Origin of the sequence: Cytobacillus purgationiresistens (assembly GCF_030813235.1) — a bacterium.
GTDB lineage: Bacteria > Bacillota > Bacilli > Bacillales > Cytobacillaceae > Cytobacillus > Cytobacillus purgationiresistens.
This window is the reverse complement of the sequence record NZ_JAUSUB010000029.1, coordinates 39,796-64,264: the sequence shown is the minus strand read 5'-3', so window position 1 is coordinate 64,264 and position 24,469 is coordinate 39,796. Positions and strand designations below refer to the sequence as shown.

21 protein-coding genes and 2 riboswitches are annotated in these 24,469 nt (G+C 40.0%); of the genes, 2 read left to right on the top strand and 19 right to left on the bottom strand.

Annotated elements, in window-relative coordinates; all coding sequences use genetic code 11:
- Positions 1-478 precede the first annotated feature (478 nt).
- The 3 genes from dctP to J2S17_RS23060 form a co-directional block, all read right to left on the bottom strand.
- Positions 479-1,756: a C4-dicarboxylate transporter DctP gene (dctP, locus tag J2S17_RS23070; RefSeq protein ID WP_307478391.1), complete on the bottom strand. Its 1,278-nt coding sequence runs from the start codon at positions 1,754-1,756 to the stop codon at positions 479-481.
- 133 nt (positions 1,757-1,889) lie between these two features.
- Positions 1,890-2,582, bottom strand: a complete 693-nt coding sequence (locus J2S17_RS23065; RefSeq protein WP_307478388.1) for a response regulator — start codon at positions 2,580-2,582, stop codon at positions 1,890-1,892.
- Entirely contained in the window at positions 2,579-4,174 is a 1,596-nt protein-coding gene (locus tag J2S17_RS23060; RefSeq protein ID WP_307478386.1) for an ATP-binding protein, read from the bottom strand. Before J2S17_RS23060 ends, J2S17_RS23065 begins: the two co-directional genes overlap by 4 nt.
- 81 nt (positions 4,175-4,255) lie before the next feature.
- Here J2S17_RS23060 and J2S17_RS23055 point away from each other — a divergent pair, with 81 nt between their 5' ends.
- Entirely contained in the window at positions 4,256-5,326 is a 1,071-nt protein-coding gene (locus J2S17_RS23055; RefSeq protein WP_307478384.1) for a DctP family TRAP transporter solute-binding subunit, read from the top strand.
- A 46-nt stretch (positions 5,327-5,372) separates the two neighbouring features.
- Here the strand turns inward: J2S17_RS23055 and scpC are convergent, their stop codons facing one another.
- Positions 5,373-6,887, bottom strand: a complete 1,515-nt coding sequence (scpC, locus tag J2S17_RS23050; protein ID WP_307478382.1) for a succinyl-CoA:acetate CoA-transferase ScpC — start codon at positions 6,885-6,887, stop codon at positions 5,373-5,375.
- A gap of 190 nt (positions 6,888-7,077) precedes the next feature.
- The gene (locus J2S17_RS23045) at positions 7,078-7,722 is read right to left on the bottom strand and encodes a LytTR family DNA-binding domain-containing protein (RefSeq protein ID WP_307478380.1); all 645 of its coding nucleotides are present in this window, start codon (positions 7,720-7,722) and stop codon (positions 7,078-7,080) included.
- A 553-nt stretch (positions 7,723-8,275) separates the two neighbouring features.
- On the opposite strand from J2S17_RS23045, the gene J2S17_RS23040 reads away from it, so the two are divergent.
- Positions 8,276-8,563: a hypothetical protein gene (locus tag J2S17_RS23040; RefSeq protein ID WP_307478378.1), complete on the top strand. Its 288-nt coding sequence runs from the start codon at positions 8,276-8,278 to the stop codon at positions 8,561-8,563.
- Here J2S17_RS23040 and J2S17_RS23035 read toward each other — a convergent pair.
- The 14 genes from J2S17_RS23035 to J2S17_RS22970 form a co-directional block, all read right to left on the bottom strand.
- A complete protein-coding gene (locus J2S17_RS23035; protein WP_307478377.1) occupies positions 8,560-9,939 on the bottom strand; it encodes an LLM class flavin-dependent oxidoreductase in 1,380 nt (459 codons plus the stop codon). The genes J2S17_RS23040 and J2S17_RS23035 overlap by 4 nt on opposite strands.
- A gap of 118 nt (positions 9,940-10,057) precedes the next feature.
- A riboswitch (SAM riboswitch) is annotated at positions 10,058-10,162 on the bottom strand.
- Between the two features lie 99 nt (positions 10,163-10,261).
- The gene (locus J2S17_RS23030; protein WP_307478375.1) at positions 10,262-11,572 is read right to left on the bottom strand and encodes a uracil/xanthine transporter; all 1,311 of its coding nucleotides are present in this window, start codon (positions 11,570-11,572) and stop codon (positions 10,262-10,264) included.
- Between the two features lie 211 nt (positions 11,573-11,783).
- A complete protein-coding gene (locus J2S17_RS23025; protein WP_307478374.1) occupies positions 11,784-12,608 on the bottom strand; it encodes a MetQ/NlpA family ABC transporter substrate-binding protein in 825 nt (274 codons plus the stop codon).
- Between the two features lie 24 nt (positions 12,609-12,632).
- Positions 12,633-13,850 carry an acyl-CoA dehydrogenase family protein gene (locus tag J2S17_RS23020; RefSeq protein ID WP_307478373.1) on the bottom strand — a complete coding sequence of 406 codons (1,218 nt, stop codon included), beginning with the start codon at positions 13,848-13,850 and terminating at the stop codon, positions 12,633-12,635.
- Positions 13,834-15,819 carry an AMP-binding protein gene (locus tag J2S17_RS23015; RefSeq protein WP_307478371.1) on the bottom strand — a complete coding sequence of 662 codons (1,986 nt, stop codon included), beginning with the start codon at positions 15,817-15,819 and terminating at the stop codon, positions 13,834-13,836. The genes J2S17_RS23020 and J2S17_RS23015 overlap by 17 nt, the downstream gene beginning before the upstream one ends.
- Positions 15,819-16,985, bottom strand: coding sequence for an acetyl-CoA C-acyltransferase (locus J2S17_RS23010; RefSeq protein WP_307478370.1), 1,167 nt, complete (start codon positions 16,983-16,985; stop codon positions 15,819-15,821). Before J2S17_RS23010 ends, J2S17_RS23015 begins: the two co-directional genes overlap by 1 nt.
- Positions 16,986-17,007: 22 nt before the next feature.
- Complete coding sequence (locus J2S17_RS23005; protein ID WP_307478369.1) at positions 17,008-17,673, bottom strand: methionine ABC transporter permease; 666 nt, start codon at positions 17,671-17,673, stop codon at positions 17,008-17,010.
- The gene (locus tag J2S17_RS23000) at positions 17,663-18,679 is read right to left on the bottom strand and encodes a methionine ABC transporter ATP-binding protein (RefSeq protein WP_307478368.1); all 1,017 of its coding nucleotides are present in this window, start codon (positions 18,677-18,679) and stop codon (positions 17,663-17,665) included. The genes J2S17_RS23005 and J2S17_RS23000 overlap by 11 nt, the downstream gene beginning before the upstream one ends.
- Before the next feature lie 200 nt (positions 18,680-18,879).
- A riboswitch (SAM riboswitch) is annotated at positions 18,880-18,986 on the bottom strand.
- 181 nt (positions 18,987-19,167) lie between these two features.
- The gene (locus J2S17_RS22995; RefSeq protein WP_307478367.1) at positions 19,168-20,037 is read right to left on the bottom strand and encodes a peptidylprolyl isomerase; all 870 of its coding nucleotides are present in this window, start codon (positions 20,035-20,037) and stop codon (positions 19,168-19,170) included.
- Positions 20,038-20,048: 11 nt separating this feature from the next.
- Entirely contained in the window at positions 20,049-21,248 is a 1,200-nt protein-coding gene (locus J2S17_RS22990; RefSeq protein WP_307478389.1) for a S1C family serine protease, read from the bottom strand.
- A gap of 150 nt (positions 21,249-21,398) precedes the next feature.
- Entirely contained in the window at positions 21,399-21,692 is a 294-nt protein-coding gene (locus J2S17_RS22985; RefSeq protein WP_307478366.1) for a spore coat protein, read from the bottom strand.
- A 13-nt stretch (positions 21,693-21,705) separates the two neighbouring features.
- The gene (locus J2S17_RS22980; protein WP_307478365.1) at positions 21,706-21,912 is read right to left on the bottom strand and encodes a hypothetical protein; all 207 of its coding nucleotides are present in this window, start codon (positions 21,910-21,912) and stop codon (positions 21,706-21,708) included.
- Between the two features lie 452 nt (positions 21,913-22,364).
- The gene (locus tag J2S17_RS22975) at positions 22,365-23,786 is read right to left on the bottom strand and encodes a HAMP domain-containing sensor histidine kinase (RefSeq protein WP_307478363.1); all 1,422 of its coding nucleotides are present in this window, start codon (positions 23,784-23,786) and stop codon (positions 22,365-22,367) included.
- Positions 23,770-24,450, bottom strand: coding sequence for a response regulator transcription factor (locus J2S17_RS22970; RefSeq protein ID WP_307478362.1), 681 nt, complete (start codon positions 24,448-24,450; stop codon positions 23,770-23,772). Before J2S17_RS22970 ends, J2S17_RS22975 begins: the two co-directional genes overlap by 17 nt.
- Between the last annotated feature and the right edge of the window lie 19 nt (positions 24,451-24,469).

Below are 24,469 nucleotides of genomic sequence, written 5' to 3'. Positions count from 1 at the left end.
CCCTCTACGGGCATTAGTTTCATCATCTAGTTAACCCTTTTCCACTTTTCTTCCCTACTCGGGCACTAGTTTGATTATCTAGTTAACCCTTTTCTACTTTTTTCCTCTTCAGGGGCACTAGTTTCATCTTCTAGTTAACCCCTTTCTACTTTTCTTCCCTCTAAGGGCACTAGTTTCATCTTCTAGTTAACCCTTTTCCACTTTTCTTTCCTCTAGGGGCACTAGTTTCATCTTCTAGTTAACCCTTTTCCACTTTTCTTCCCTACTCGGGCACTAGTTTGATTATCTAGTTAACCCTTTTCCACTTTTCTTCCCTACTCGGGCACTAGTTTCATCTTCTAGTTAACCCTTCTCTCCCTTTTTCCTCTCTAGAGGCATTAGTTTCATCTTCTAGTTACCCTTCTTCCATTTGCTCGGCTCCAGCCATTTGTCACTTATGAAAAAACCCTCGCCTTTTTCTGGCGAGGGTTCATTTAAATTAACTTGCTTGATTCATTTCTTTAGAGATTGCTTTCATATTTTCAATTGCATGTTTATTCTTTTCTACATCAAATTCGTTTTCACTTTTTGCGACAGCAACTGTTGCAATTCCGTTTCCGATTAGGTTCGTGATTGCTCGGCCTTCACTCATAAAGCGGTCAACACCTAGAAGTAACGCTAGTCCTTCAAGAGGGATAACCTGAATTGCTGCGAGTGTGGAAGCAAGAACGATAAATCCGCTGCCTGTTACGCCTGCTGCGCCTTTTGAAGTCAACATTAAGATGAGGATAATCGTTATTTGCTGACCAATTGATAAGTCGATACCGAATACTTGTGCAAGGAAGACAACCGACATGGATAGATAAATCGATGTACCATCAAGGTTAAAGGAATATCCAGTTGGGATAACTAGACCAACGACTGATTTGGATGCACCGAAGCGCTCCATTTTATCCATCATTCTTGGAAGTACAGACTCAGATGAGCTTGTACCCAATACGATAAGGATTTCATCCTTAATAAATTTCAGATAATTCCATAAGCTAAATCCATAATATTTACAAATTAGATTAAGAATGACGAAAATAAATAAGAACATTGTTACGTATACCGAAATCATCAGCTTTCCAAGCGGAACCAGTGATTGCAGACCAAAATGTCCAATCGTGTAAGCCATTGCACCAAATGCACCAATTGGAGCAGCTTTCATGACATAACCGATGATTTTGAAGAACACATGTGAAAGTTTGTCAAGAAATTCTGTAATAGCCTCGCCTTTTTTACCTAAAGCAGCAAGAGCTGTACCGAAAAGAATCGAGAAGAATAATACTTGTAAAATATCACCTTTTGCAAATGCATCGACCATATTAGAAGGAACAATATGAGTGATAAATTCAATCCAGTTCAACTGTTCGCCAGCATTTTCAGTGTATTGCGACACATCGCCTTGCTCTAGCTCATTGAAATTAAGACCTGCTCCCGGTTTTATAAGGTTAACAACGACAAGTCCTATAACAAGCGCTATTGTTGTAACAACCTCAAAGTAAATGAAGGCTTTACCGCCTACTTTACCAACCTTCTTCATATCACCCATTTTCGCAATACCGAGGACGATTGTTAAGAAGATGATTGGAGCGATAACCATTTTAACCGCATTGATAAACGTATCTCCAAGGGGCTTCATTTCTTTTCCTATATCTGGCCAAATTAACCCGACAAGTACACCGATTGCAATGGCTGTTAATACTTGTACGGTTAAGTTTTTAAATATCCGCAAAAATTTCATCTATTCTCATCTCCTGTTCTATCAGACTATTCTATATGATTAGAATGATAGCGTTTTCAGGGTGTATCGAGAAGTTTATGTTCATATCGGATATTTTGTTCATTTTGGTCTTAAGGTCATTTATTTAATTTTTATTTAATACATAGCGATTTACAGGCCTTCCAACACCACCATATTGGACATCGAGAGTTATGACTCTCTTCTTTTCCAAAAAATCAAGATATCTGCGGGCTGTTACTCGTGCAATTCCAATATCATTGGCCACTTCAGCAGCAGAACGAGATTCATTTTGTTTATTCATATAGGCAAAGACTTCTTTTAAAGTGAATTCATTTAAACCTTTAGGCAGATCACTCTCAATTTTCTTCGTTTTTTCTGCATATAGTAATAGGTCAAGCTGTTCCTGGGACATCGTTCCCGATTCCTTTAAGCTTTCCCTATATTGACGATACTTCTCCAAAGCCTTCTCAATTCTTTCAAATTTGAACGGCTTTATTACATAGTCCAGCGCCCCGTTTTGGAGCATAAGCTTGATTGTATCCTTATCCTTTGCTGCTGATATTACGATGACTTCTGCATTTATTTTTTGCTTCCTAAGTTCGTGCATCGTTTTAATACCATCTTTTTTAGGCATAAAAATATCTAAAATAATCAAATCCGGCTGCATTTCTTTTGCCAGCTGGATTCCTTCCTCTCCATTACTGGCAACTGCTATAATCCGAAATCCTTTAACATGAGAGATAAACCCTTTATTCACTTCCTGAACCATTGGGTCATCTTCAATTAACAGGACATTGATTTCTTCCTTTATCCTCATAATTTTTCAACCTCCGCATTCATGGGGAAGGTAATGATAAAAGTCGTCCCTTCTCCTACCTGTGATGAGACATTAATTTCCCCTTGCCCTTTGTCCAAAATTTGTTTGACTAAGAAAAGGCCATAGCCTGTCCCATCAGGTTTACCTGCTGTGAATCCCTTGGCAAATATTTTTGCCAGATTCTCCTCTGGAATCCCGCACCCGTTGTCTTCAACAAGGATTGAGCATACATCAGCGGATTGTTCAATGCTAATATCAATATGTTTTTCATCCAAGTTCATCGCTTCAAATGCTGCAAAGGCATTTTCAATTAGATTTCCTAATAGCAATACAAAATCATGATGATCCAATTGATTAGGAAAACCTTCCAAATTGCTATTTTGATCAACTACTACATTGATTCCTAATTCTTTTCCTCTTCTGATCTTACTTATTAATAATCCCGCTACGGCATCATCTTTAACAATTTCATGCAAAAATAAAGCAAGGCTTCCTTGTTCTTCTGACGCTTCAAAAGCAAGCTGAAAAGCCTTATCAGGCTTTCCTAATTGGATTAAGCCAGCTATGGTATGCAATTTATTCATATGCTCATGGTTTTGTACGCGTAATGCCTCAACAAAGCTTTTCACTCCGGTAAGCTCCTCGGCCATTTTGGCTACTTCCGTACGATCCTGAAATATTGCTACTGCTCCTATCAGTTTATCATCTTTTTTAATTGGAATCCGTGTGCTTAAGATGATTTTTCCGCTCACCATGATTTGTTCATTATATACTGGCTGATTTCTTTCAACGATTTCAGGAAGTCTTGTATCCTTTAGAACAGACCTTATCTGCTTACCAGTTACATCTCCATTCACATTAAAAATTGTCTTCGCTTTCTCATTAAATATCGTTATTGTTTCTTGATTATCAATTGCGATGACACCTTCATTAATAGAATGAAAGGTAGCTGTCCGCTCTTCAAACATCCTTTTAATCTCATATGGCTCCAGCTGAAACATCTGCTTTTTTATATGATTGGCTAATATATAGGAAGAGATAAAGCCTACTAATAGTGTCAATGCAACAATGAAGATAATTTCATTTGAGAATCCCAACATAATTTCTTTAAATGTAGGAATTTTATTCCCTACCATAACGACGCCGATTTGATTGAGTTTCTCATCTTTAATAGGAATAAAAGCTCTTATAAATGTGCCAAGCTCCCCTTTTGCTTTAGAAAAATAGATATGTTCTGCAAAAGCTGGTTCCTCATCATGGCCAATGGAAGACTTCCCAAGCATATTCTTCACTGGGTGAGAGTAGCGAATGCGATCCATATTCATAATGACAATATAATTGGTGTTATTTATCAGCCGGAGCTCCTCTGCTAAAGGATTGATCGTTGTCCATCCATATGGCTCCAGCACACCTTCTTTCACTTCTGAAAGCTCGGCAACTGTTCTTGCGGTACTCATCGATCGCAGTCTTAGTTCTTTTTCCTCCTGCAGCTGTATATTAGCAATAACTATAATTCCACATATCAATAATGAAAATATGACAACAGCATAGGATAAAATCGTTATTTTCCAGCGAATTGGCATCTCTTTCATATAAGCCCTCCCTTTTTGGCGCTTTACTGACACCCTCTTCTAACGTATGATGAAAATATCTTATAAGAGGTGACTTCCTGAATGAAAAGTAAATATAGTTTATTTCTTTTATTAGTTATTATAACAGCCGCATTCTTCTTCAGCTTTAAGCATTATTTCGCTCAGGATGAGCTGCCATATGACGACGATCAAGAAGGGTTAAATGAGCAAATCGTATTTACATTTAGCCATGTCGTTGCAGAGAACACACCGAAAGGGCTTGCTGCTGCAAAATTCGCTGAACTTGTTGAGAAAAAATCCAATGGCATAATTAAGATAGTCGTTTTCCCAAATGGCAGCCTTTATTCAGATATAGAGGAAATCAGCGCTTTACAGGAAGGACAGGTCGATATTATTGCACCCTCTACCTCCAAGCTTGGAATGATCTCTCCTACTTGGGGTGTGCTTGATTTACCGTTTATCTTTCCTAATGATGATGCCATTAATGAAGGGTTGGATGGCCCTATCGGCGAATCATTACTGCAATCACTGCAAAATAGTGGCATGAAGGGGATGGCCCATTGGACAAATGGTTTAAAACAGTTTACTACGAATCAAGGACCAATCATACATCCTGATGATGTCGCAGGCCAAACCTTTAGAATCATGCAAAGCGATGTGCTAAAAACACAGTATGACTATTTAAATGCATTGTCGATTAAAGAATCCTTTAATTCCACTTATGATTTACTGGATAGTGGAAAAGTAGACGGTGAAGAAAATACGATATCCAATATATACTCTAAGAAATTTTATAACTTACAGAAGCATTTGACAATTAGCAATCATGGCTATTTAGGATATGCCGTCATTATGAACGATAAGGTTTGGGGTGCACAGTCAGCTGAAACCAAAAGAATATTATCAGAAGCCATAGAGGAAACGTCTGAATGGAATAGAAAACAAGCCATTGAAATGAATAAAGAGCAGCTAGAAAGCATAAAAGAAAATAGCAATATTCAGATTCATGAGCTGACCCAAGCCGAAAAACAAGCTTGGCTTGAGAGATTTGCTCCAATTTACGATTCCCTTGCCCCACAAATTGGAGAAAAGCTGATCTTCGATATTAAAAAACTGAAAGAAAAATACGAGACTGAATCTACAGTAGATTAAAGTAAAAAACTCTGGGACGAATACACCCCAGAGTTTTTCTGTTCAATTAGTTCGCTTCAACCATTTCAGATTGCAGCATTGTTCCCTTTTTCGCAAAATTAATATGCCAAGCAAACGCTTTTTCCAGGTTATGAGGCGTTTGTCCTCCCCGAGTGAGCGCTTCATAATAATAATCTCGCAGCTGGTCTCGATACATAGGATGCGCGCAATTCTCGATAATTAACTCTACCCTTTCTCGCGGTGCAAGCCCTCTTAAATCAGCAAAGCCTTGTTCAGTTACAATAATATCTACATCATGTTCTGTGTGATCCACATGGGAAACAAAAGGAACGATGCTTGAAATCCTGCCGTCCTTGGCAATCGACTTCGTAACAAATATTGCTAAGCGGGCATTCCTTGCAAAATCACCGGAACCACCAATGCCATTCATCATTTTTGTTCCTTGTACATGAGTTGAATTCACATTTCCATAAATATCTAATTCTAATGCTGTGTTAATGGAAATTAAGCCAAGACGCCTGATGATTTCCGGATGATTGGAAATCTCCTGTGGCCGCATAATCAATTTGTCGCGATATTGTTCAAATTCCGAGAATACTTGCTTCATTTTATCATCAGATAGTGTGATTGAGCAGCATGATGCATATTTCACTTTTCCTGCATCCATTAAATCAAATACTGCATCCTGAAGGACTTCAGAATAAACCTCCAAATCTTCAAATTCAGAGTCTACCATTCCATGAAGGACTGCATTCGCAATGGATCCTATTCCAGATTGCAATGGTGCAAGACGTTTTGTTAATCTGCCAGCCTCTATTTCCTTACGCAAAAAGGAGATTAAATGCTGAGCCATCAATACTGTTTCTTCATCAGGTTTGACGATTGTTGAGGGAGAGTCCTCTTGATTAGTAAAAACAATCGCTTTTATTTTCTCAGGATCCACTTTTATTCCTATTGAACCAATACGATCATTGACCTTGGTAAGTGGAATCGGGTCCCTCTCGCCCTGTTCCGCCGGACTATATAAATCATGCAATCCTTTAAGGCTTTCTGTTTGCGCTAAATTGATTTCAACGATAATTACATCCGCACTTTCAGCAAAAGAAAGAGAGTTGCCGATAGAAGTAGTAGGAATGATCATCCCATCCTCTTCAATCGAAACCGCTTCCAAAATTGCTACATCAACACCAAGCACATTTGAACGCACAAGCTCAGCTGTATGTGATAAATGCTGATCTACAAACAAAAAATCCCCTTGATTGATGCCTTTTCTCATGGTTGGATCAGCTTGGAATGGCAATCTTTTATTCAATATCCCAGCTTCAGCAAATAGCTTATCAACATCCGAACCTAATGATGCGCCAGTAAACACGTTCACTTTAAAGCTTTCTGTATGAGCTCGCTCAGCTAACGCAACAGGAACCGCTTTCACATCACCAGCACGAGTAAAGCCACTCAGCCCTAATGTCATGCCATCTTTAATAAACAGCGCAGCTTCCTCTGCAGTTGTCACCTTGTTCTGAAGTGTTTGAATTTTTATTCGATCATATTGCTTATCCATATGCTCATCCCTCTCTCATAAAAAATTCTTAATATTATTTTACTAAGAGAGAGGGAAAAAATTGTTTTTTTAGTATAATTAAAGAAAAATTTCGATAAGACAGCATTTTCTGCCGTTAAAACAGCAGATTTTTTCGAACTTTATAAATTTTAGAAGTTTAATATGAATGATTAATCCAAATAAGCCTCTTTTAAAAACCTAGAAGCTTGCGAAAATAGCTTGAATAGGATTGACTAACAGGAACTTTTTCTCCATTCCTCATAGCTAATAAAAAGGTTGAATGAGAATCTGGATAGATTTCCTTTATTTGGTTTACATTCACGATAAATGAACGGTGACAGCGAATGAAGTTTTCCTTCGGTAATAAATATTCAAATTCCTGAAGAGAGTTTTTATGAGTGCCTAAAGCAAGCTCAGAATGCACATGTGTTTTTCTATCCTTCGCTTCAAAGTAATAAACTTCTGCAAATGGTACAGGGACCCAGCCGTCATTTGTCTTCAATGTTACTACTGATTTCCCTTCAGTCAATGTCGGAAAGATCGCTGTCACACACCCTTCGATTTTCCCGTTATTTAAAAATGGCACAGCCATTCCATGGTAAGGAACCCCGAATACATCACGGTTAATAAATTCGGACACCTTCTGCTCTGTATGCAAAGCTTTATAAGCGATTGTTCCCTTTTTCACTGGATCTCCTGGTGATATTTTTAAGTCCACCCGCTTACTTGGACGATAATAAATGTATTCCTTTTTATTAGAGACTGCAATTGATATTTCATCGGAAAATAGCTCTCCAATAACATCTAATAGAGAAACAACTGTAATACTTTCCATCAAAAAAACACCTTTCATCATTCATTCTCTTTATATATTATCTTTTTCAAAGGCACTTTTCTAAAATATTGTTGTTTTTTCATAGGGTTTTGATAAGACAAACCATAGATAAAAAAGTTGATCGGAGCGGATGTGCGAGACTCCTGCGCTATCAGCGGGACAGGTGACACCCCACAAGGAGTGAAGCGGACGAGAGCTCACCGCCCGCCCCGCGAAAAGTGAGCACATGGAGAGGAAATCAACCACTACCTGCGAAAACTAACAAAGTATACGAAAACAGCCTTTTCAAATCATTAATGCTTGAAATGAGATTTTTATATAAATTGAATACAATCTCCTCATAATGCAACTATAGAAAAATCGCAGCGGGTACTTATTTTCCAATGAACAAGATACTATTATATACTTTTCTATCCCTGACATTATTCTTCACAAGTTAAGGGACGATTAAAAGATATATGCCTGTTGTTATATTCACTTCTTTTATCATGACAATTATTTTTCAAATTGCATATACCTATGATTGGTGGATTATCCTTGAATACATTGTTCCTTGGGGCATATGATAGATGTTTCATTTGTATATGGCATTTTTGCTGTAGGAACATTTTGGATTTTCAGGCCATCTTCACATAAGTTTTCACTGTTTACTATTGTGAACCTCATTATGGATGGGATCTTGGCCTTTGTCATCATACCAGTACTGGAAATTGCAGGTATTGCCGAATATAAGAATATTGCACATTGGCAATACTGTTTAATTGAATTTGGCATTTCCTTAATCATTTATATTTACTATAAATGGCAAGAAGGAATTTCCAAAGATGAATTTCAGGATTAATTTACTGTATATAGATTTTTAAATGTAAAACCATAGTGATTCGTCTTTAAATAGTTTTGTCCTTGTCCATACAGCTTTTCACGGTAGCTCCCTGCATGATATTCCTTTTGGACGAGACCGCGCTCTTGCAGAATGGGAACAACAAGCTCTACAAAATCAGCAAAACTGCTCGGAGCGAGTGTATAAGCAATATTAAAGCCATCAATACCTGCCTCTTGGACCCACCTTTCCATCTCATCGGCAATTTGTTCAGGTGAACCAACGATCACTGGTCCCCTGCCGCCAATGCCTGCAAAGATTGCCAGCTCTCGCACGGTCCATTTTCTATTTGGATCTGCCTTTGTAAACACCTCCAGCGCTGATTGGATGGCATTGTTTTCAATATATTCGACTGTATCCTCAGGATCATATGATGAAAGGTCAATCCCCGTCCATCCGCTTAAAAGCGCAAGAGCTCCTTCATAGCTAATATAATTCTTTAACTCTTCATACTTTGCATGTGCTTCTTCCGAGGTCCTTCCCACGATTGGAGTAAACACAGTAAAGACTTTGATGTCATCTTGATTTCTGCCTTGCTCTTTGGCCTGTTTTCTTAAGTCTTCCACACCTTTTTTCACTATGCCAGCAGTTGGACCTGCGGTAAATACACATTCAGCATGCTTGGCTGCAAATGCTCTGCCCCTTGATGAGGCCCCTGCCTGATATAATACCGGGGTTCGCTGAGGGGATGGCTCACAAAGATGAGCACCAGGCACTTTGAAAAACCTGCCTTCATGATTAATATCATGAACCTTGCGAGGGTCTGTAAAGATACGATTATTCTTATCACGCAGAACTGCACCCTCCTCCCAGCTTCCTTCCCACAGCTTATAGCACACTTCTAAAAACTCCTCTGCCACTTCATAACGATCATCGTGCTTTAACTGTTCATCAAGCCCAAAGTTCTTTGCCGCGCTATCTAAATAGGATGAAACAATGTTCCAGGCAATCCTCCCGTTTGTTAGATGATCAAGTGTAGAAAAGCGTCTTGCCAGCATATAAGGCTGTTCATATGTTAACGAATAGGTCACCCCAAAGCAAAGATGTTCAGTTGCCTGCGACATCGCAGATACTAAAAGCAGTGGATCATTTGCCGGCACTTGAACAGCCTGCTCAACCGCTGCATCTCTGCTCCCTTTATATACGTCGTAAAAGCCCAGTACATCCGCAAGAAAGATACCATCAAACTTTCCTTTTTCTAAAAGCTGCGCCAGTTCAACCCAGTAATTCAAGTCTGTATAGCGATCAGATTGATCCTGTGGATGACTCCATAATCCTGGGGATTGATGCCCCACACAATTCATATCAAAAGCATTTAAGTAAATTCGTTTACCCATTCGGTTCTCCCCCTATTAATTAAAAATGTGAGGAGCAAGTTTCTTTCAAAGAAAAAGTCCCTTCGCTCCATAAAAGAAGAGAGAAGGGACTTGATCTATACTGTCCATTTTTTCTCTCTTCTTATCTTCGGAAAATGAATTCCTCTGAATTTGGCACCGGGGCATAAATATGCTGGTTGCCGAGGCTTCGCAGGGTCAGTCCCTCCACCTCTCTTGATAAGAAGATCAACAAAAATAATTATTATTCAATTAGTCCAATTTTATCAACTAGAAGTTTAACCTGTCAATACAAACAAGTCATATTTTTCCTTTTACCATGAAATTAACTTACTTTTCCATGCTTCATTGGCTGCTGTTCATAAGCGGACCAATCAACTACTTTTTCTAAAATAATTGAAATAATCATCCCCATAATCAGACCATTTGAAATAAACGGCTGTAATAATATCGGGAGCTCTGAAAATACAACAGGTGAAACATTCATGATGCTTATCCCTATCAACACGGGAGCTGCGAGTCTAAAGATTGTATTAGAGTTAAACTCTTTACCATTTAGGCTACTGAAGGCTGTACCAAATAGCTGCATATACGCGATGAAGAGAACCGCGTTTCCAACTGTTACTGGCATCATGGACAAAAATGCACCCAGAACAGGAATTAAGCCAATGATCGTTAATAATCCGCCGCCTATAAAAAATGGCTTGCGATCATAGATTCTCGTACTTTGCAAGAAGCCAATTGTTGATGTAAACGGAGTATACGGTACTAAACCAAACCCAGTTCCAATGATTGTAAATAGGGCAGTAATAAACATAGAACTGCGATAATCCTTTTTCTCCGCTTTTCGCTTGAGCAATTTATCTGCAGCAGTAAGGGACGCAAATGTATTGCTTAAGTTGAGCAGTACCGCTACAAAGGCAACAGCCACAATACCAAATTCCAGATTAGGCATCCCTAGTGGAAATAGTGTAAACGGTGCAGACTGTGCAATTCCACCTGCTTCATTACCAAACAGAAGTGCATAAACAGCCCATCCACCCAACAAACCAATTAAGATGGAAAAATTACTAATCATCTGGTTGCCTTTTAGCTTTAAAAATGCGACGAGTATAGCCAGACACACGGAAAATAAACTAACCCAAATATCAATCGTGCCTTGCTCTGTAATTTTCAACATTCCTTTAAAAAAAATAAACATCAGCTGGAATGTCAGCAAAAATAAATAAACAGACATAACCATCGGATTAAAAATTGATTGCAGGATGGAAATACCGCCGAAAGCTGCGAGCAGCAATGTCACTCCACAAGCAAGCAGCACCCCAGTTGCAATTCCTCCGCCGATAGTTTCAAGACCCATCCCCAGAGCAGATGCCGAGAGTCCCAAATTTAAAATGACACCCCAAAGCAATCCGGAATGTCCCTCCATCAGTGGATAACGATGTCCGATCCAGCCTTGCAAAATACAAACAACCCCAGTAAATATTAGCGATGCCCGAATCATCATAGCCATCGTTTCAGGCGGAAGCTCAAACGCATTAGCTATAGATAATGGAACGACCACCGTATTGGCAAAAATAAAAAACATCCACTGAACAGAAGAGACCATCGTCATAGATGATAAATACTTTTTCATACTGACACCACTTTCATATAATCAAACACCAATCTTGTACTCTACTAGTATAATCTTTTTTCGAATAGAAAAAAGCCCTAATTATTGGAGAAGCAACTGGGGAGATCCAAAGTTTTTTCACATAGGCATAGGTAAAACAGAAAAGCTTAGACCTTAGCTTTTTCCATAGAAAGGCCTCCATGCATGTTGCTTGGAGGCTAAAATACGCTTGTTAGTTCATCCACTCAGGCAAAACATAGCCCTCGTATTTTTCATCTTCTTCATTTAACTTTTTAAAGGATTCGGACTGATAGGCTTCAATAATATCCTTTACAAATTGTGCATCTTCGTCCGATTCTCTTACAGTAACGCCAATCATATAATGCGGAGGTGTTTTTTCTAAATACACAGCTCCGTTTAATTTCAGTCCGGAAGATATCGCAAAGTTACCGTTAACGAATGAATAATCGACATCGCTCATTGCTCGCGGCAGCTGAGCAGGCTCAAGTGGCTTTATCTCAACTTTTTTAATATATTCTGCAATGTCCTTTTCAGATGCCTTTGTTGGGTCCACCCCCTCTTTCAGCTTTATCCATCCTAAATCCTCCAGCATTGCCAATGCTCTTGCCTGGTTCACAGGATCATTCGACGTCGCTATGGACTGGCCATCCTCTACATCGTCTATCGAATCATGCTTCTCCGAGTAAATGGCAATAGGAGCGGTTGGCACTTTAATCGCTTCAATGATATCAAGCCCTCTCGTTTCAGCAAAATCCTTCATATATAAGCTATTTTGAAAGACATTCGCATCAATATCTCCTTGATCTAGAGAAAGATTAGGCTGTACGTAATCTGTATATTCTACGACTTCCACATCATAGCCTTTATCTTCTAAGAGCGGCTTAATGCCTTCTGTTACCTGGTCACTGTATGGCCCTGCGGTCGCTCCAATTTTAATGACTTTATCTTCCTTCGTTGCAGATGAACTTCCACAGCCTGACAGGATTAATACGAAAAAAATAGCTAAAAAGAAAAACTGCAGTTGTCTGATTTTCAAATGAATGCCCTCTTTTCTGATCGGTTATTGTTGGTCTGAATAAGCTGCAAAGGCTCCTTTTGCTAACGTAGAGATAACCACATCATCCATTGGCGGATTATGCAACGCTGCTCTGACATCACGATAATACCGCTGAAGCGGGTTCTTTTGCTGCAGACTTTGTGCACCAACAATTCTCATCGCCCAATCCACCACTTTATTGGCACTATTGGATACAATATGTTTCGTTGCAGCGATTTCTCCGCCAAGCTGGGCGCGTTTTTCTGGTTCATTGTCCCAACGATCAGCAACGGAATAAAGCATATGTCTAGCTTTTAAAAGCTCCAGCTCCATTTCACCGATTTTCCGCTGAACCTCAGGCACTTCTTTAATCGGACCAGGAAGGCTATTGGGCTTATATTCGGAAGCAAATTTAACGGCATAATTCCGAGCCGCGATGGCGACGCCGATGAAACAAGCAGCAGAGTGAAGCAGCCAGGCATTGGGAATGTTGTAAAAATCTCCGCCTTCTTTCTCTACCAGAGCATCTAATCGCAGCTCTACATGATCAAGAACTAGATCATCACTCCTAGTACCGCGCATGCCGAGCATATCCCAATTCGGTTCTACGGATAGGCCGTCAAGCTGATGATCCAGCCAAAAAATCCCCGTTTCATTCGTTTCGGCAATGGCTGCTGTGATTAATGAATAGTCTAGACCGGGAGCCATTGAGGCAAACGACTTTCTGCCGGTAATGACCCATTTATCTCCTTGCCTGACTGCCGTCGTTGCTGGCTTTCCTCCTCGTGTCGGGCTGCCTGTAGCAGCTTCAGTAGCACAGCGATTAATTAAGGTTTGCCTATTAACTACATCGTTGCACAGCTGTTGAAATTGTGCTTCCTTCCATTTACGTTTGATTCGCAGGTCATAAACCACTCCTAAATGCCAGCCGATGCATAAAGCAGTCGAAGCATCTCCTTGAGCCATTCTTTCTTGAATAAGGATGTATTCATATAAAGAAATCTCTTCTCCTCCATATTCCTTAGGCACAGTTAATGATAGATAAGAAGCATTCTTTAGCTCTTGGAAATTATCAAATGGGAATTGGGCAGCTTCATCAATTCCCTGGGCTCTTTCACTGAACCGGTCAGCCAATTCTGCTGCCACCTTAAATAACTGGGATTGTCTTTCTGTTTTGATAAATGGGGCTGCTAATTGTTCGGCCAAAATGCTTTCTTTTGATTGCTCAATAATTGATGTCATCTTCATTCCCCTTCCGTGTGATTTCATCTAAAATAGCTTGGTTTTTTAAGGTGGAAGTATCTCCGCGTTCACTGCCAAGGTAGGCAGCTCTAATGACACGTCTGGCAATCTTATTGCTTTGCGTATATGGAAGCTCGGTAATGATATGAACAGCTTGCGGTTTCAGCGCCTTCCCCATCACTTTTTCAATTTGAGCAAGCAATTCATTTTCTAGAGAAGGAGTGGAATCTGCTGAACTATGTAATACGGCGAATACGACAGGTGCCTCTCCTTTGATTTCATGGGGAATGCTAATCGCTGCTGCTTCTTTTACATCCGGATGCGAAGTAATTGCCGCTTCCATTTCAGATGGTCCAAGTCTTTTGCCCGCTACTTTTATTGTGTCATCTGATCGGCCAAGTAAATACCAATAGCCATCCTGATCGACGGCTGCGAAATCGCCGTGAGCCCAAATATCCGGCCACCTTGACCAATAGGCTTGAATATAGCGTTCATCGTCTTCCCAAAAAGATTTTGTCATTCCTAAAAACGGTGCATTCAACGTTAAATCTCCAACCGTATTCTGCACCTGCTTACCCCCATCATCTACAATTGCAGCAGCCATGCCAGGAATTGGGCCATGAAAACTGCATATTTTTATCGGTTTAGTAGGATATGTACCTAAAATCCCTCCAGAAACCTCTGTCCCCCCTGAATAGTTAATTATAGGACAGCGATCTTTACCCACTTGCTCCAAGAACCATTGCCATGCTTCAGGGTTCCATGCCTCTCCTGTTGACCCTAGAATTCTTAATGATGGCAAAGAAGGAACTTTTCCTTCCTTTGTCATCAAGGAACGAATTAATGTCGGGGATATGCCGAATACTGTGATTTGATGCCGGTTGATTAATTCCCATAACCGGCCTTCATGAGGAAAGTCAGGACTGCCTTCATACATAATTACTTCAGCACCATGTACAGCTGATCCAAGAAATAACCACGGCCCCATCATCCAGCCAAAATCTGTAAACCAGAAAAATTTATCTGTCTTCTTTAAATCAAAGCACAAATATTGATCGATGGCTGCCTTCAGCGGGAAGCCTGTATGAGTATGCACGGTTCCTTTTGGCTTTCCGGTCGTCCCAGATGTGTACATAATCATAAAGGGGTCGTCTGCTTCAAGAATCGCTGTATCAACATACTGATTTTTATGCTTTGCGATTAATTCACTATAAGAAACGTCTCTGCCTTCATTCCAAGAGATCTCAGCATTAGCATATTCAACTACTAATACATGTTCTATATCAGGAACAATCGCTGCTGCTCGATCTGCTTCACTTTTCATCTCTATTAATCTTCCTCTGCGTGTATAGCCATCAGCGGTAATCAACAGCTTTGCCTTTCCTTCTTTCATCCTTATAGCAACTGCATCTGCACCATATCCAGAAAACACAGGGATGACGATTGCACCAATTTTTGCACAAGCAAACATTGAAATGGGAGCCTCTGGAATCGTTGGCAAATAAATACCGACGCGATCACCTTTTTCAATTCCTATTGAGCGTAATGCCGCAGCTAGCTCATTTATTTTTTTATTGAATTCACGGAAAGTGTAAGAAGTGCTTTCCCCTTTTTCTCCTTCCCATGTAAGTGCTTTGTACTCACCCTTACCTTGCCTAATATGCTTTTCGATTGTGTAGTGTAGAATATTTGTTTTCCCACCGCTGAACCACTCAGGAAAAGCAATTCCTTTTTCAATATTCAAATAATTTTCATAAGATCCAATCCACGGAATATCGAGTTCGGCAAGTATACTTTCATAAAACCATTGTGGATATTTTAGTGATTGCTCATGCAGTTCTTCAATATTCTTCAGATTATTTTTTGTTAAAAAAGAATGAATATTAGCTTGTTCAATTAGATGCTCATCAGGATACCAAACTTTGTCCAAGCTGCTGATTGAATGAAACTGATCGATGGCAGATGACATTAAATCCACTCCTTTGGCACTTCAATTAATACAGCAGTTCCTTGGCCTCCGCCTCCACATAGCGTGGCGATTCCTTTGCCGCCGCCCCTGCGCTTCAATTCATGAATGAGCGTAAGCAAAAGCCGGAAGCCTGTGCCGCCAAGCGGATGTCCGATTGCGATTGCTCCGCCGTTCACATTTACCTTTTCAAATGGAATGGCCAGCTGCTTGCAGCTAGCAATAGCCACACTTGCAAAAGCCTCGTTAATCTCAAATAAGTCGATTTCTTCAATCCTATGATTGGTCTTTTGAAGTACTTTCTCAATCGCTTGGGCAGGTTTGTCGTGAAGGCTTGTATCAGGGCCAGCTACATCTGCGAATCCAATTATTTTTGCCAGCGGCCTGCGGCCAATCTTATCAGCATAAGCTTCACTTGCAATGATGCCTGCACTTGCACCATCAGACATTTGCGAAGCATTGCCAGCTGTAATTGTTCCATTTTGAAGAAACACCGGCTTTAACTTGGCTAATCCTTCAACTGTTGAATGAGGTCTGATTCCTTCATCTTCTTTTACGAGCTCAAGCTTCGTTTCGACAGGAACCATTTCAGCCTGTAAATGGCCTTTTTTCACTGCTTCATACGCTCTCTGCTGGGAAAGAAGTGCATATTCATCCTGCTCACTGCGGGAAATGTTTAACTCCAGATTTCTCTTATCGGTTAAATTCCCCATTGAGTCATCCGTTAATGAGCACCATAAGCCATCATCCAATGTGTCTTTAAATGTTTCTTTTCCCAGAGAAATGTTCCTGCGGAGATTGGCTGCATGGGGAGCATTCGTCATAGAATCAAATCCGCCCACAATATACACCTCTCCTTCCTCAAGTTTTATCCTGCGGGTGGCATCTGCAACTGCCGCTAATCCCGCTAAACAAACATTATTTAGGGTAATAGCCGGGACAGAGAGGCTCACTCCAGCATCAATAGCTGCTTTCCTTGCAGGATTTTGCCCCTCCCCACCTTGAATGACTTGAGCCAATATGACTCCATCGGCTTTTTCTGCTTCTGGTACTCGATGTAGCAGCTCCTTTATCACAATACTGCCAAGCTGCTTTGCAGATAGCTCACTTAACTTTCCTTTAAATTTCCCATAGGGTGTTCTGACACCCTCTAAAATAACTGTAGACATGGCTCTTCCCTCCTTTTCTGATTTAGCGTTTATCTACCACTCTAGAGATTCTATCTCCGCTAATTTGGATGATTTGAACTAAAACAACAAGAACAATGACCGTCGTAAACATGATTGTATTGTCATAGCGATAATATCCGAAGCGAATCGCCAAGTCGCCGATTCCGCCGCCGCCGATAATTCCAGCCATCGCCGAGTAACCAATTAAGCTAATGGTTGTAATTGTTAAGCCTTGAATGATACCTGGCTTAGCCTCAGGCACAAGGATGTTTGTAATAATCATCCACGGTGAAGCGCCTACTGCTACAGCCGATTCAATGACACCTTTATCAATTTCTCGAAGGGAGGTTTCTACTAATCTAGCAAAGAATGGGATCGCTGCAACTGACAGAGAAACGGATGCCGCAGTAGGGCCAATTGTCGATCCTGCAATTAACTTTGTTAACGGCAATAACGCAACTAAGAGAATAATATAAGGTATCGAACGAATAAGGTTCACAATCCATCCCGTTACACTATTAAGCACTTTATTCTTCAAAAATAAACCTTCATCTGTTACAAATAAGAGCACGCCAAGCGGAAGTCCAAAAATGATTGCTGCAGCCAAAGCGACGGCCACCATATAGATCGTTTGCAAAACTGCTGTATTTAAGTCTGGGAGCAAAGCTTGCAAGGTTTCAAGCAACATGTTCAACTACCTCCAAATTTTGTGTTCTTTCTTCGATATAATTAATCGCTCTTTGAACTTCTTTTTCCTCACCGGTCAATTCCATAATAAAAACCCCTAATGGAACATCCTGGATGTATTCGATCTTGCCGTGAAGGATATTGCCTTTCACTTTAAATTGCTGAAATAAATCTGACACGACCGATTCTTCAGCAATCGCGCCCTTAAATTGGATTTTTATAATCGTGCCTTTTCTGTTTTCAATTAATTGCTGTGGAAGATTAAACTGCAGGACGCTTTGAATAAAATCTTTCGTTAACGGCTGGACAGGATTCGCAAATATATCATAAACTGGACCTTCCTCAATCACCTTTCCATCTTGCATGACAGCTAATCGGTGGCAAATTTCCTTCACGACTTCCATTTCATGTGTGATAAGCACAATGGTTAAACCCAGCTTTTGATTGATCGTTTTAAGCAAGTTTAATATCGATTTTGTCGTACTCGGGTCAAGGGCTGAGGTAGCTTCATCACAAAGGAGCACCTTCGGCTCATTAGCGAGCGCTCTTGCAATTCCAACCCTTTGTTTTTGTCCGCCGCTTAGCTGTGCAGGGTATTGATTCAATTTATCTGATAGACCGACAAGCTCCAGCAATTCCTTTACACGAGCATCAATTTCTTTTGGTGATTTGCCTGCAGCCTTGAGGGCAAAGGCAATATTTTCATAAACTGTTTTTGAACTTGCGAGATAAAAATGCTGAAAAATCATCCCAATCTTTTGTCTTGCCTTCCTGAGATTCTTCTCACTCAATTTTGTCAGTTCCAGCCCATCAATTTTCACTTTTCCTGAGGTGGGTATTTCTAATAAATTTAAGCATCGTATGAGCGAGCTTTTTCCTGCCCCGCTATAACCGATAATTCCGTAGATCTCTCCCTCCTTTATCTTGAGGGATACATCATTTACACCAATTACTTCTTTATTTTTTTTCGAGCGATAGACCTTCACTAAATTATTTACTTCAATCATTTCCCTTAGCCTCCCAATTTTAAATGCACAGGTGTTTCGTTCAATCCCGATAAACAAAAACGTGCGGGGTTGAAGATGTTCTACTTTCCACCATTCCTTCGGTGGTTCTGACCTTGAAGGGCTAGACACCGCAGCTGGACAATCTGAATGAAAAAAAGCCTCTTTCATTTTGAAAGAGGCTTACGGATATCCGTTATTAAACCTTATCTTTCAGAATGAAATCATTCTGCAGGAATTAGCACCGTTCCTATAATAGGAGGTTGCCGGACGTCATAGGGCCTGATCCCTCAGTCGCTCTCGATAAGAGTATATTTTATTGGTTTGAACTTTACTTGATAAAAGAAATTTTAAGACCAAAGTATAGGAATGTCAATAGTTATTTATTATTCTGATTATTTTACAGCGCTTACATCGTTGAGACTGTAAAGGTTATTTTTTTTTCTAAGAGGAGGAGGTTTTAACTTCTCCTCCCCCCCTATAATATTCTATCAGTCTTTTAAAAACGTTTTAATCTCGTACTCTTCAAACTTTTCATTTAGCCATACAGTATATTCGGTTTCCAGTTTAGATTCTAGAAGAGTATCTTTAATCTCCTCTTTTACATCATCAAGCTTTGCTTCAGCTGCTTCCTTCTTGTTCGTTACTTTAATGATGTGGTAGCCATAATCCGTCTTTACAGGGTCACTGATTTCATCAATTTCCATATCAAAAGCGGTTTTCTCAAACTCCTCTGCCATTTCACCTTTTGAGAAGAATCCCAGCTCTCCGCCTTTTTCATTTGTAGCAGTATCAGTAGAGTATTCCTTGGCAAGCTTTGCAAAGTCACCGTCGTCCTTTAGCTTTTTCAGCACTTCTTTTGCTGTGTCCTCATCTTCAAGAAGAATATGACTTGCCTCTATTTCTTCTGCTTGAGCAAAGCTGGCTTTATTCTCATCAAAATAGCTTTGGATATCTTCTTCTTTTATGTCAATTCTAGGCTCAATCAATTTCTTTGTTCCTAAGTAAATCATGATATTCTGTTCAATGGTTGAGATTTCCACCCCACTGTCCTTTATCACTTCTTTGAATTCATCTTCCCCGCCATAGGCGTCCATGTAATTAACCATCTCATCAGCAATCTCATCATCGCTAATTTTAACCTTTTCTTTTTTCATTTCTTGTAAAACGATTTTATCGGTAATTAATGTATCTAGTGCGGTTGCACCATATTGCGATAATAGCGCCTCATTTAAATCCGTTTTACTGATTTTTTCTCCATTCACGGTTGCTACTTTATTATCTAAAAGGAAAAATAAAGCAACTGCGACTGCAATCGCTAATATTACTCCTGATAAACCCAGAATTTTTTTATTAATCATTCTCTACTCCTTTATCCTTCATTCCCTGCTAAGGTTACTTCAACTTTTTGTAATTCCCCATTCCGATAAAAGCCGACTTCGACTTTATCGCCAATCTCGAAATCTTTGTATAAGTACTTGCGCAAGTCATCAGCATTGGTGATTTCCTTATCTCCAATTGAGACAAGTATATCCTCTGCCTTTAACCCAGCCTTGGCAGCTTCAGAAGTTTCATCCACTTGCGTAACAATGGCTCCTTTAGATACAGATTCAGGCAGCTTTTGTGAATAGAATGGTGGAACCTCTTCAAGGTTCATCAAGCCTACCCCTAAGTAAGGTCGTATGATTTTCCCATTTTCAAGCAGCTGATCAATAATGGTTTGAACCTCGTTAATTGGGATCGCAAACCCTAGTCCTTCCACCCCATTATTAGCGATCTTCAAACTATTAATCCCGACCAATTTACCTGCTGAATTAATGAGGGCTCCGCCGCTGTTTCCAGGGTTAATAGCAGCGTCAGTCTGGATTACATCCAGATCCCACTCACCTGCTGAAGTGGATACACCAATAGAACGATCCACTGCACTAACAATCCCTTGAGTGACTGTTCTTGATAGATCAAGTCCTAGTGGATTACCAATTGCAAGCACCTGATCTCCTGCTCGAAGCTTAGATGAATCTCCGAAAGGCAATACCTCTCCATCGATTTTTCCAGAAACCTTCAACACCGCTATATCCGTTAAAGAGTCTGTTCCGATTAATTCCGCTTTTACTTTATCGCCGTTATGAAGAGAGACCTCAATATTTGATGCCCCTTCAATGACATGATTATTGGTGACAATATAGGCTTCATCTTCCGTCTTTTTAAAGATGACACCAGACCCTGTTCCGCTTTCAACTTCTTGCTCAGCTTGTCCTTGTTGTTGAACGAAAGGGTTGGCTTGCTGCTTTTGCATATTAACGACGCCAACAATCGCTTTAGAAGCATTCTCGATCATATCTGCCATAGATTCATTTGCCGTTGAAACAGGCTGCACATCTAAATTAGATCCCTGTTCTTCAATTTGGTTACTAGCAAGTGATGGTTCATCTTGGGATTGTGGGAGATAATTGACTGCAGTTAATGTTATCACGGACCCCAGCATTCCGCCTGCCACTGTCATCGCCATACCTTTAAACCAGCGATTTTTGGGCGGTTTATTTTCTCTGCTCACTTCATTCAATTGATCCATCTCATTCATAACAAACCCTTCTTTCTTCGAAAATCATTTATGATTCCCTTACTAGTATTAATTTACTGGGCGAATGTGTCAGGAAGATGTCAAAGGAAATTTCTTTTTCGAGGAAAGATGCGGACATGATAAACCCCGAATAAACTTGCTCTATTCGGGGCTGGAAGGGTTTAAATTATTTTGCATGGATTCTAGGACCTTTGTCATTTCTGCAGGTGAGGCTACATTTGTTTGATACCAGCCCTTTTTCGCCATCATTTCAAATAGAGTATATTGATTATCCGCTGCAGTTTGAAAGCAATGTTGGTATATATCACGTAAACCTTGATGACTCGTTTCAAGTAAAGAGTTACTTACAGAGCGGGACCTTCCCTTTTCCAGCTCTAAGCAGAGCTGCACCATTTCACGGTCAGTCAGGCCTCTTCCTTCGATATTATTCGGCATGGTCATTCCTCCATTATTGAAGTGTTTTTCTTGAACGATTAAAATAGGTAGCCAAGTCGGCAATACGCAATTGATGTTGTTCTGCAATTTGTTCTAACTCTGATTTGATTGTGCCATCCTCGCATTGTGAAGCACACCAATTAATAGCCTTTGCAGTGATTTCCTCCGCTCGGATCTCATCCTCAATCGAAGCTAATTCTCTTGTGGTCAATTGATACATTTCATATTCACCCCCGTTTGATACCCTTTATTATTTAATTATTATTGTATTTTTATTCCAATACCATTCAGAAAAAGAGAAAGGTTGAGGGGACCATGACACTTCTTTTATGCAGTTTTCATAAATTCTCAAAAAATGAAATATTTTTCATTTTTCTGAATTAGTTGATATAATCATATAAGAGGTTAGCAAATTTTGAGACAAAAACTTGTCATTTTTATTGCTGGTGTTTTAAATGCTTTATTCATCCTTATCCCTTTGTTCGGAAATCCGCTTATTATGATATTCAATGGAACAAAACGCACAACATATATCACTATTAAATCGACCTTTATGAATTGCGTTTGTATGGAATGATGCTCTTCAATGACAAGCAATCTGTCGGAAATATCACTATCACTTTGAAGGCTAGAAACCGTACCTTACAAAAAACCGCCCTATCCCAAGATGGACTAAGACGGTTTCAGTATCGTTATTCGGAAGGTTGTGCCTGATGAAGAAGTTTCTATAAGCTGCAGGTCGCCTCCTAATGATTGAGCAATCATTTTACTAAAGGGTAAACCAAGACCTAGACCTCTTGTATTATACTTTTTTCCTTCCCCTCTAAAAAATCTCTCAAAAATAAAAGGCTGTTCTTCCTTTGGAATCCCTTGGCCAGAATCTTTAATATCAATGATCACTTGATTAGCAATGGCTTTTGTTGTTACATCGATTGCCCCTTTGCCATCCATTGCATGTGCAGCATTATTAAGAAGATTGGTTAATATTTGCTGAAGGCGAATTTGATCGACATGGGCAAACGATTCCTCCTGCTGAGTGTGAATTGAAACCTCGATTTCAGCACCTTCTTGCGTAATATTCCACTGGTAAATCGTTTCTCTTAACAATTCATTGATTTCATAAGTTTCCAATTGAACCGGAAAGGCGTTTGTCGCAAAGGTGTTAAACGCAAGTAAATCCTCCACCATTTTCTTCATTTTTGTCGTCTCTTTCAAGGACATCTGCAGAAATTCCTTCGCTTCTTGTCCAGTCACAACATCATCATTCACTGCCTGTAATAGTCCGCTAATTGAGGTAACAGGCGTTTTTAATTCATGAGTGACACCTGCCAGCAGCTCTGTGCGCAGAGATTCTAATTTTTCCAACCGGCTGGACATCTCTTTAAAGGAGTGAACCAATTCATAAACTTCCTGCTCTTTTATTTGATCAGGAAGATCAATATTGTAGTCACCCTCCTGCACCTTTTTAGCTGCAACAGCCACATCCTGTATCGGATTAGAAAGTCTTTTTGACAGAAAGTATATAGCTGCCCAACCGAGCAAGGCGAGGCTAATAATCATAATTGCCAGCAGACTGTACTCCTGATTGACTTGTGTTAAGTTATCTTTAAATTCCATAATAACTACCCACCCAAGAAGCATGTTCTGTGATTTGATCGGTGTTTTTATTACATATAAATCACTGCTATTTCCTTCCATTTTTAACTTTTGCACTTTTTCCTCATTATTTAATATAGATGAGGAAAATTGAACAAACCTATTTTCTTTAGGTTTATTGCTAAACAGGGAGGTTCCATACGTATCGACAATGTAGATGGATGGATCATTTTCAAGGTTCATGAAGCGGCCGCGATCATCTAGCAGTCCCGGCACATCCCCATTGGGAACCGGCTTCCCTTCACTTACATCAACAAATCGATCAGCCACTTCCTCAGCCATTAAGGTCATGATATTCAGTCGATTTTCAAGTGTCGTATGCCTGATCCATGCGGCTGAAACCAAGGCAATCACGATCAGTCCTATACATAGTGTGATTAAATACCGAGTTGTCCAGTATCTTAGTAGCGAGACTCTTTTCTTATTTTTTGTAGGCACTAAGCTGATACCCCAATCCCCGCAGTGTTTTAATTTCTCCTTCAGATTCTGGCCATGATTGCAGCGCTTTTCGCAATCGTTTTATTGCTAAATCGACTGCTCGATCACTGCCTTCATATTCCCATCCCCATACATTGTTTATCAGCTGATCTCTTGTAAATGTCTGATTTGGATGTTCTGCTAAAAATAATAAAAGCGATAAGTCCCTTGGTGTCAGCTCGATTTCTGTATTATTTAAGGTGACTCTATGCGACATCGTATTGATTTGAAGCTGACCATATTTCTTGATTTTTTCCTGATCATTAGGAGCACGCCTTAAGACAGCTTGCACTCTCGCGACAACCTCTTCCGCATCAAATGGCTTAGGAATGTAGTCATCCGCCCCGCCGTTTAAGCCTGATAAACGATAGCTCACATCTCCAAGAGCCGTCAGCATAATCACAGGGCAGGTACTCTCCTGCCGAATCTCTTTTAATATTTCCCATCCGTTTTTTTTTGGAAGCATGACATCCAAAATGACTAAAGAGGGGTTCACTTCATGGAATTTATTTATCGCTTCTTCTCCATCGAATGCTTGCACGACTTCAAAGTTGGCTCTTTGCATATATACTTTCAGCACTTGGCTAATCGGTATTTCGTCCTCAACAATTAAGATTGAATTCATTCGGCCCACCTCTGACATA

Coding starts and splice junctions, on each gene's coding strand:
- J2S17_RS23065 (WP_307478388.1), bottom strand. CDS start 2,582: ATGAGGATAAAGGAAGAAATCAATGTCCTGTTAATTGAAGATGACCCA.
- J2S17_RS23060 (WP_307478386.1), bottom strand. CDS start 4,174: ATGAAAGAGATGCCAATTCGCTGGAAAATAACGATTTTATCCTATGCT.
- J2S17_RS23055 (WP_307478384.1), top strand. CDS start 4,256: ATGAAAAGTAAATATAGTTTATTTCTTTTATTAGTTATTATAACAGCC.
- scpC (WP_307478382.1), bottom strand. CDS start 6,887: ATGGATAAGCAATATGATCGAATAAAAATTCAAACACTTCAGAACAAG.
- J2S17_RS23045 (WP_307478380.1), bottom strand. CDS start 7,722: ATGGAAAGTATTACAGTTGTTTCTCTATTAGATGTTATTGGAGAGCTA.
- J2S17_RS23035 (WP_307478377.1), bottom strand. CDS start 9,939: ATGGGTAAACGAATTTACTTAAATGCTTTTGATATGAATTGTGTGGGG.
- J2S17_RS23030 (WP_307478375.1), bottom strand. CDS start 11,572: ATGAAAAAGTATTTATCATCTATGACGATGGTCTCTTCTGTTCAGTGG.
- J2S17_RS23020 (WP_307478373.1), bottom strand. CDS start 13,850: ATGACATCAATTATTGAGCAATCAAAAGAAAGCATTTTGGCCGAACAA.
- J2S17_RS23015 (WP_307478371.1), bottom strand. CDS start 15,819: ATGTCATCTGCCATCGATCAGTTTCATTCAATCAGCAGCTTGGACAAA.
- J2S17_RS23010 (WP_307478370.1), bottom strand. CDS start 16,985: ATGTCTACAGTTATTTTAGAGGGTGTCAGAACACCCTATGGGAAATTT.
- J2S17_RS23005 (WP_307478369.1), bottom strand. CDS start 17,673: ATGTTGCTTGAAACCTTGCAAGCTTTGCTCCCAGACTTAAATACAGCA.
- J2S17_RS23000 (WP_307478368.1), bottom strand. CDS start 18,679: ATGATTGAAGTAAATAATTTAGTGAAGGTCTATCGCTCGAAAAAAAAT.
- J2S17_RS22995 (WP_307478367.1), bottom strand. CDS start 20,037: ATGATTAATAAAAAAATTCTGGGTTTATCAGGAGTAATATTAGCGATT.
- J2S17_RS22990 (WP_307478389.1), bottom strand. CDS start 21,248: ATGGATCAATTGAATGAAGTGAGCAGAGAAAATAAACCGCCCAAAAAT.
- J2S17_RS22985 (WP_307478366.1), bottom strand. CDS start 21,692: ATGCCGAATAATATCGAAGGAAGAGGCCTGACTGACCGTGAAATGGTG.
- J2S17_RS22980 (WP_307478365.1), bottom strand. CDS start 21,912: ATGTATCAATTGACCACAAGAGAATTAGCTTCGATTGAGGATGAGATC.
- J2S17_RS22970 (WP_307478362.1), bottom strand. CDS start 24,450: ATGAATTCAATCTTAATTGTTGAGGACGAAATACCGATTAGCCAAGTG.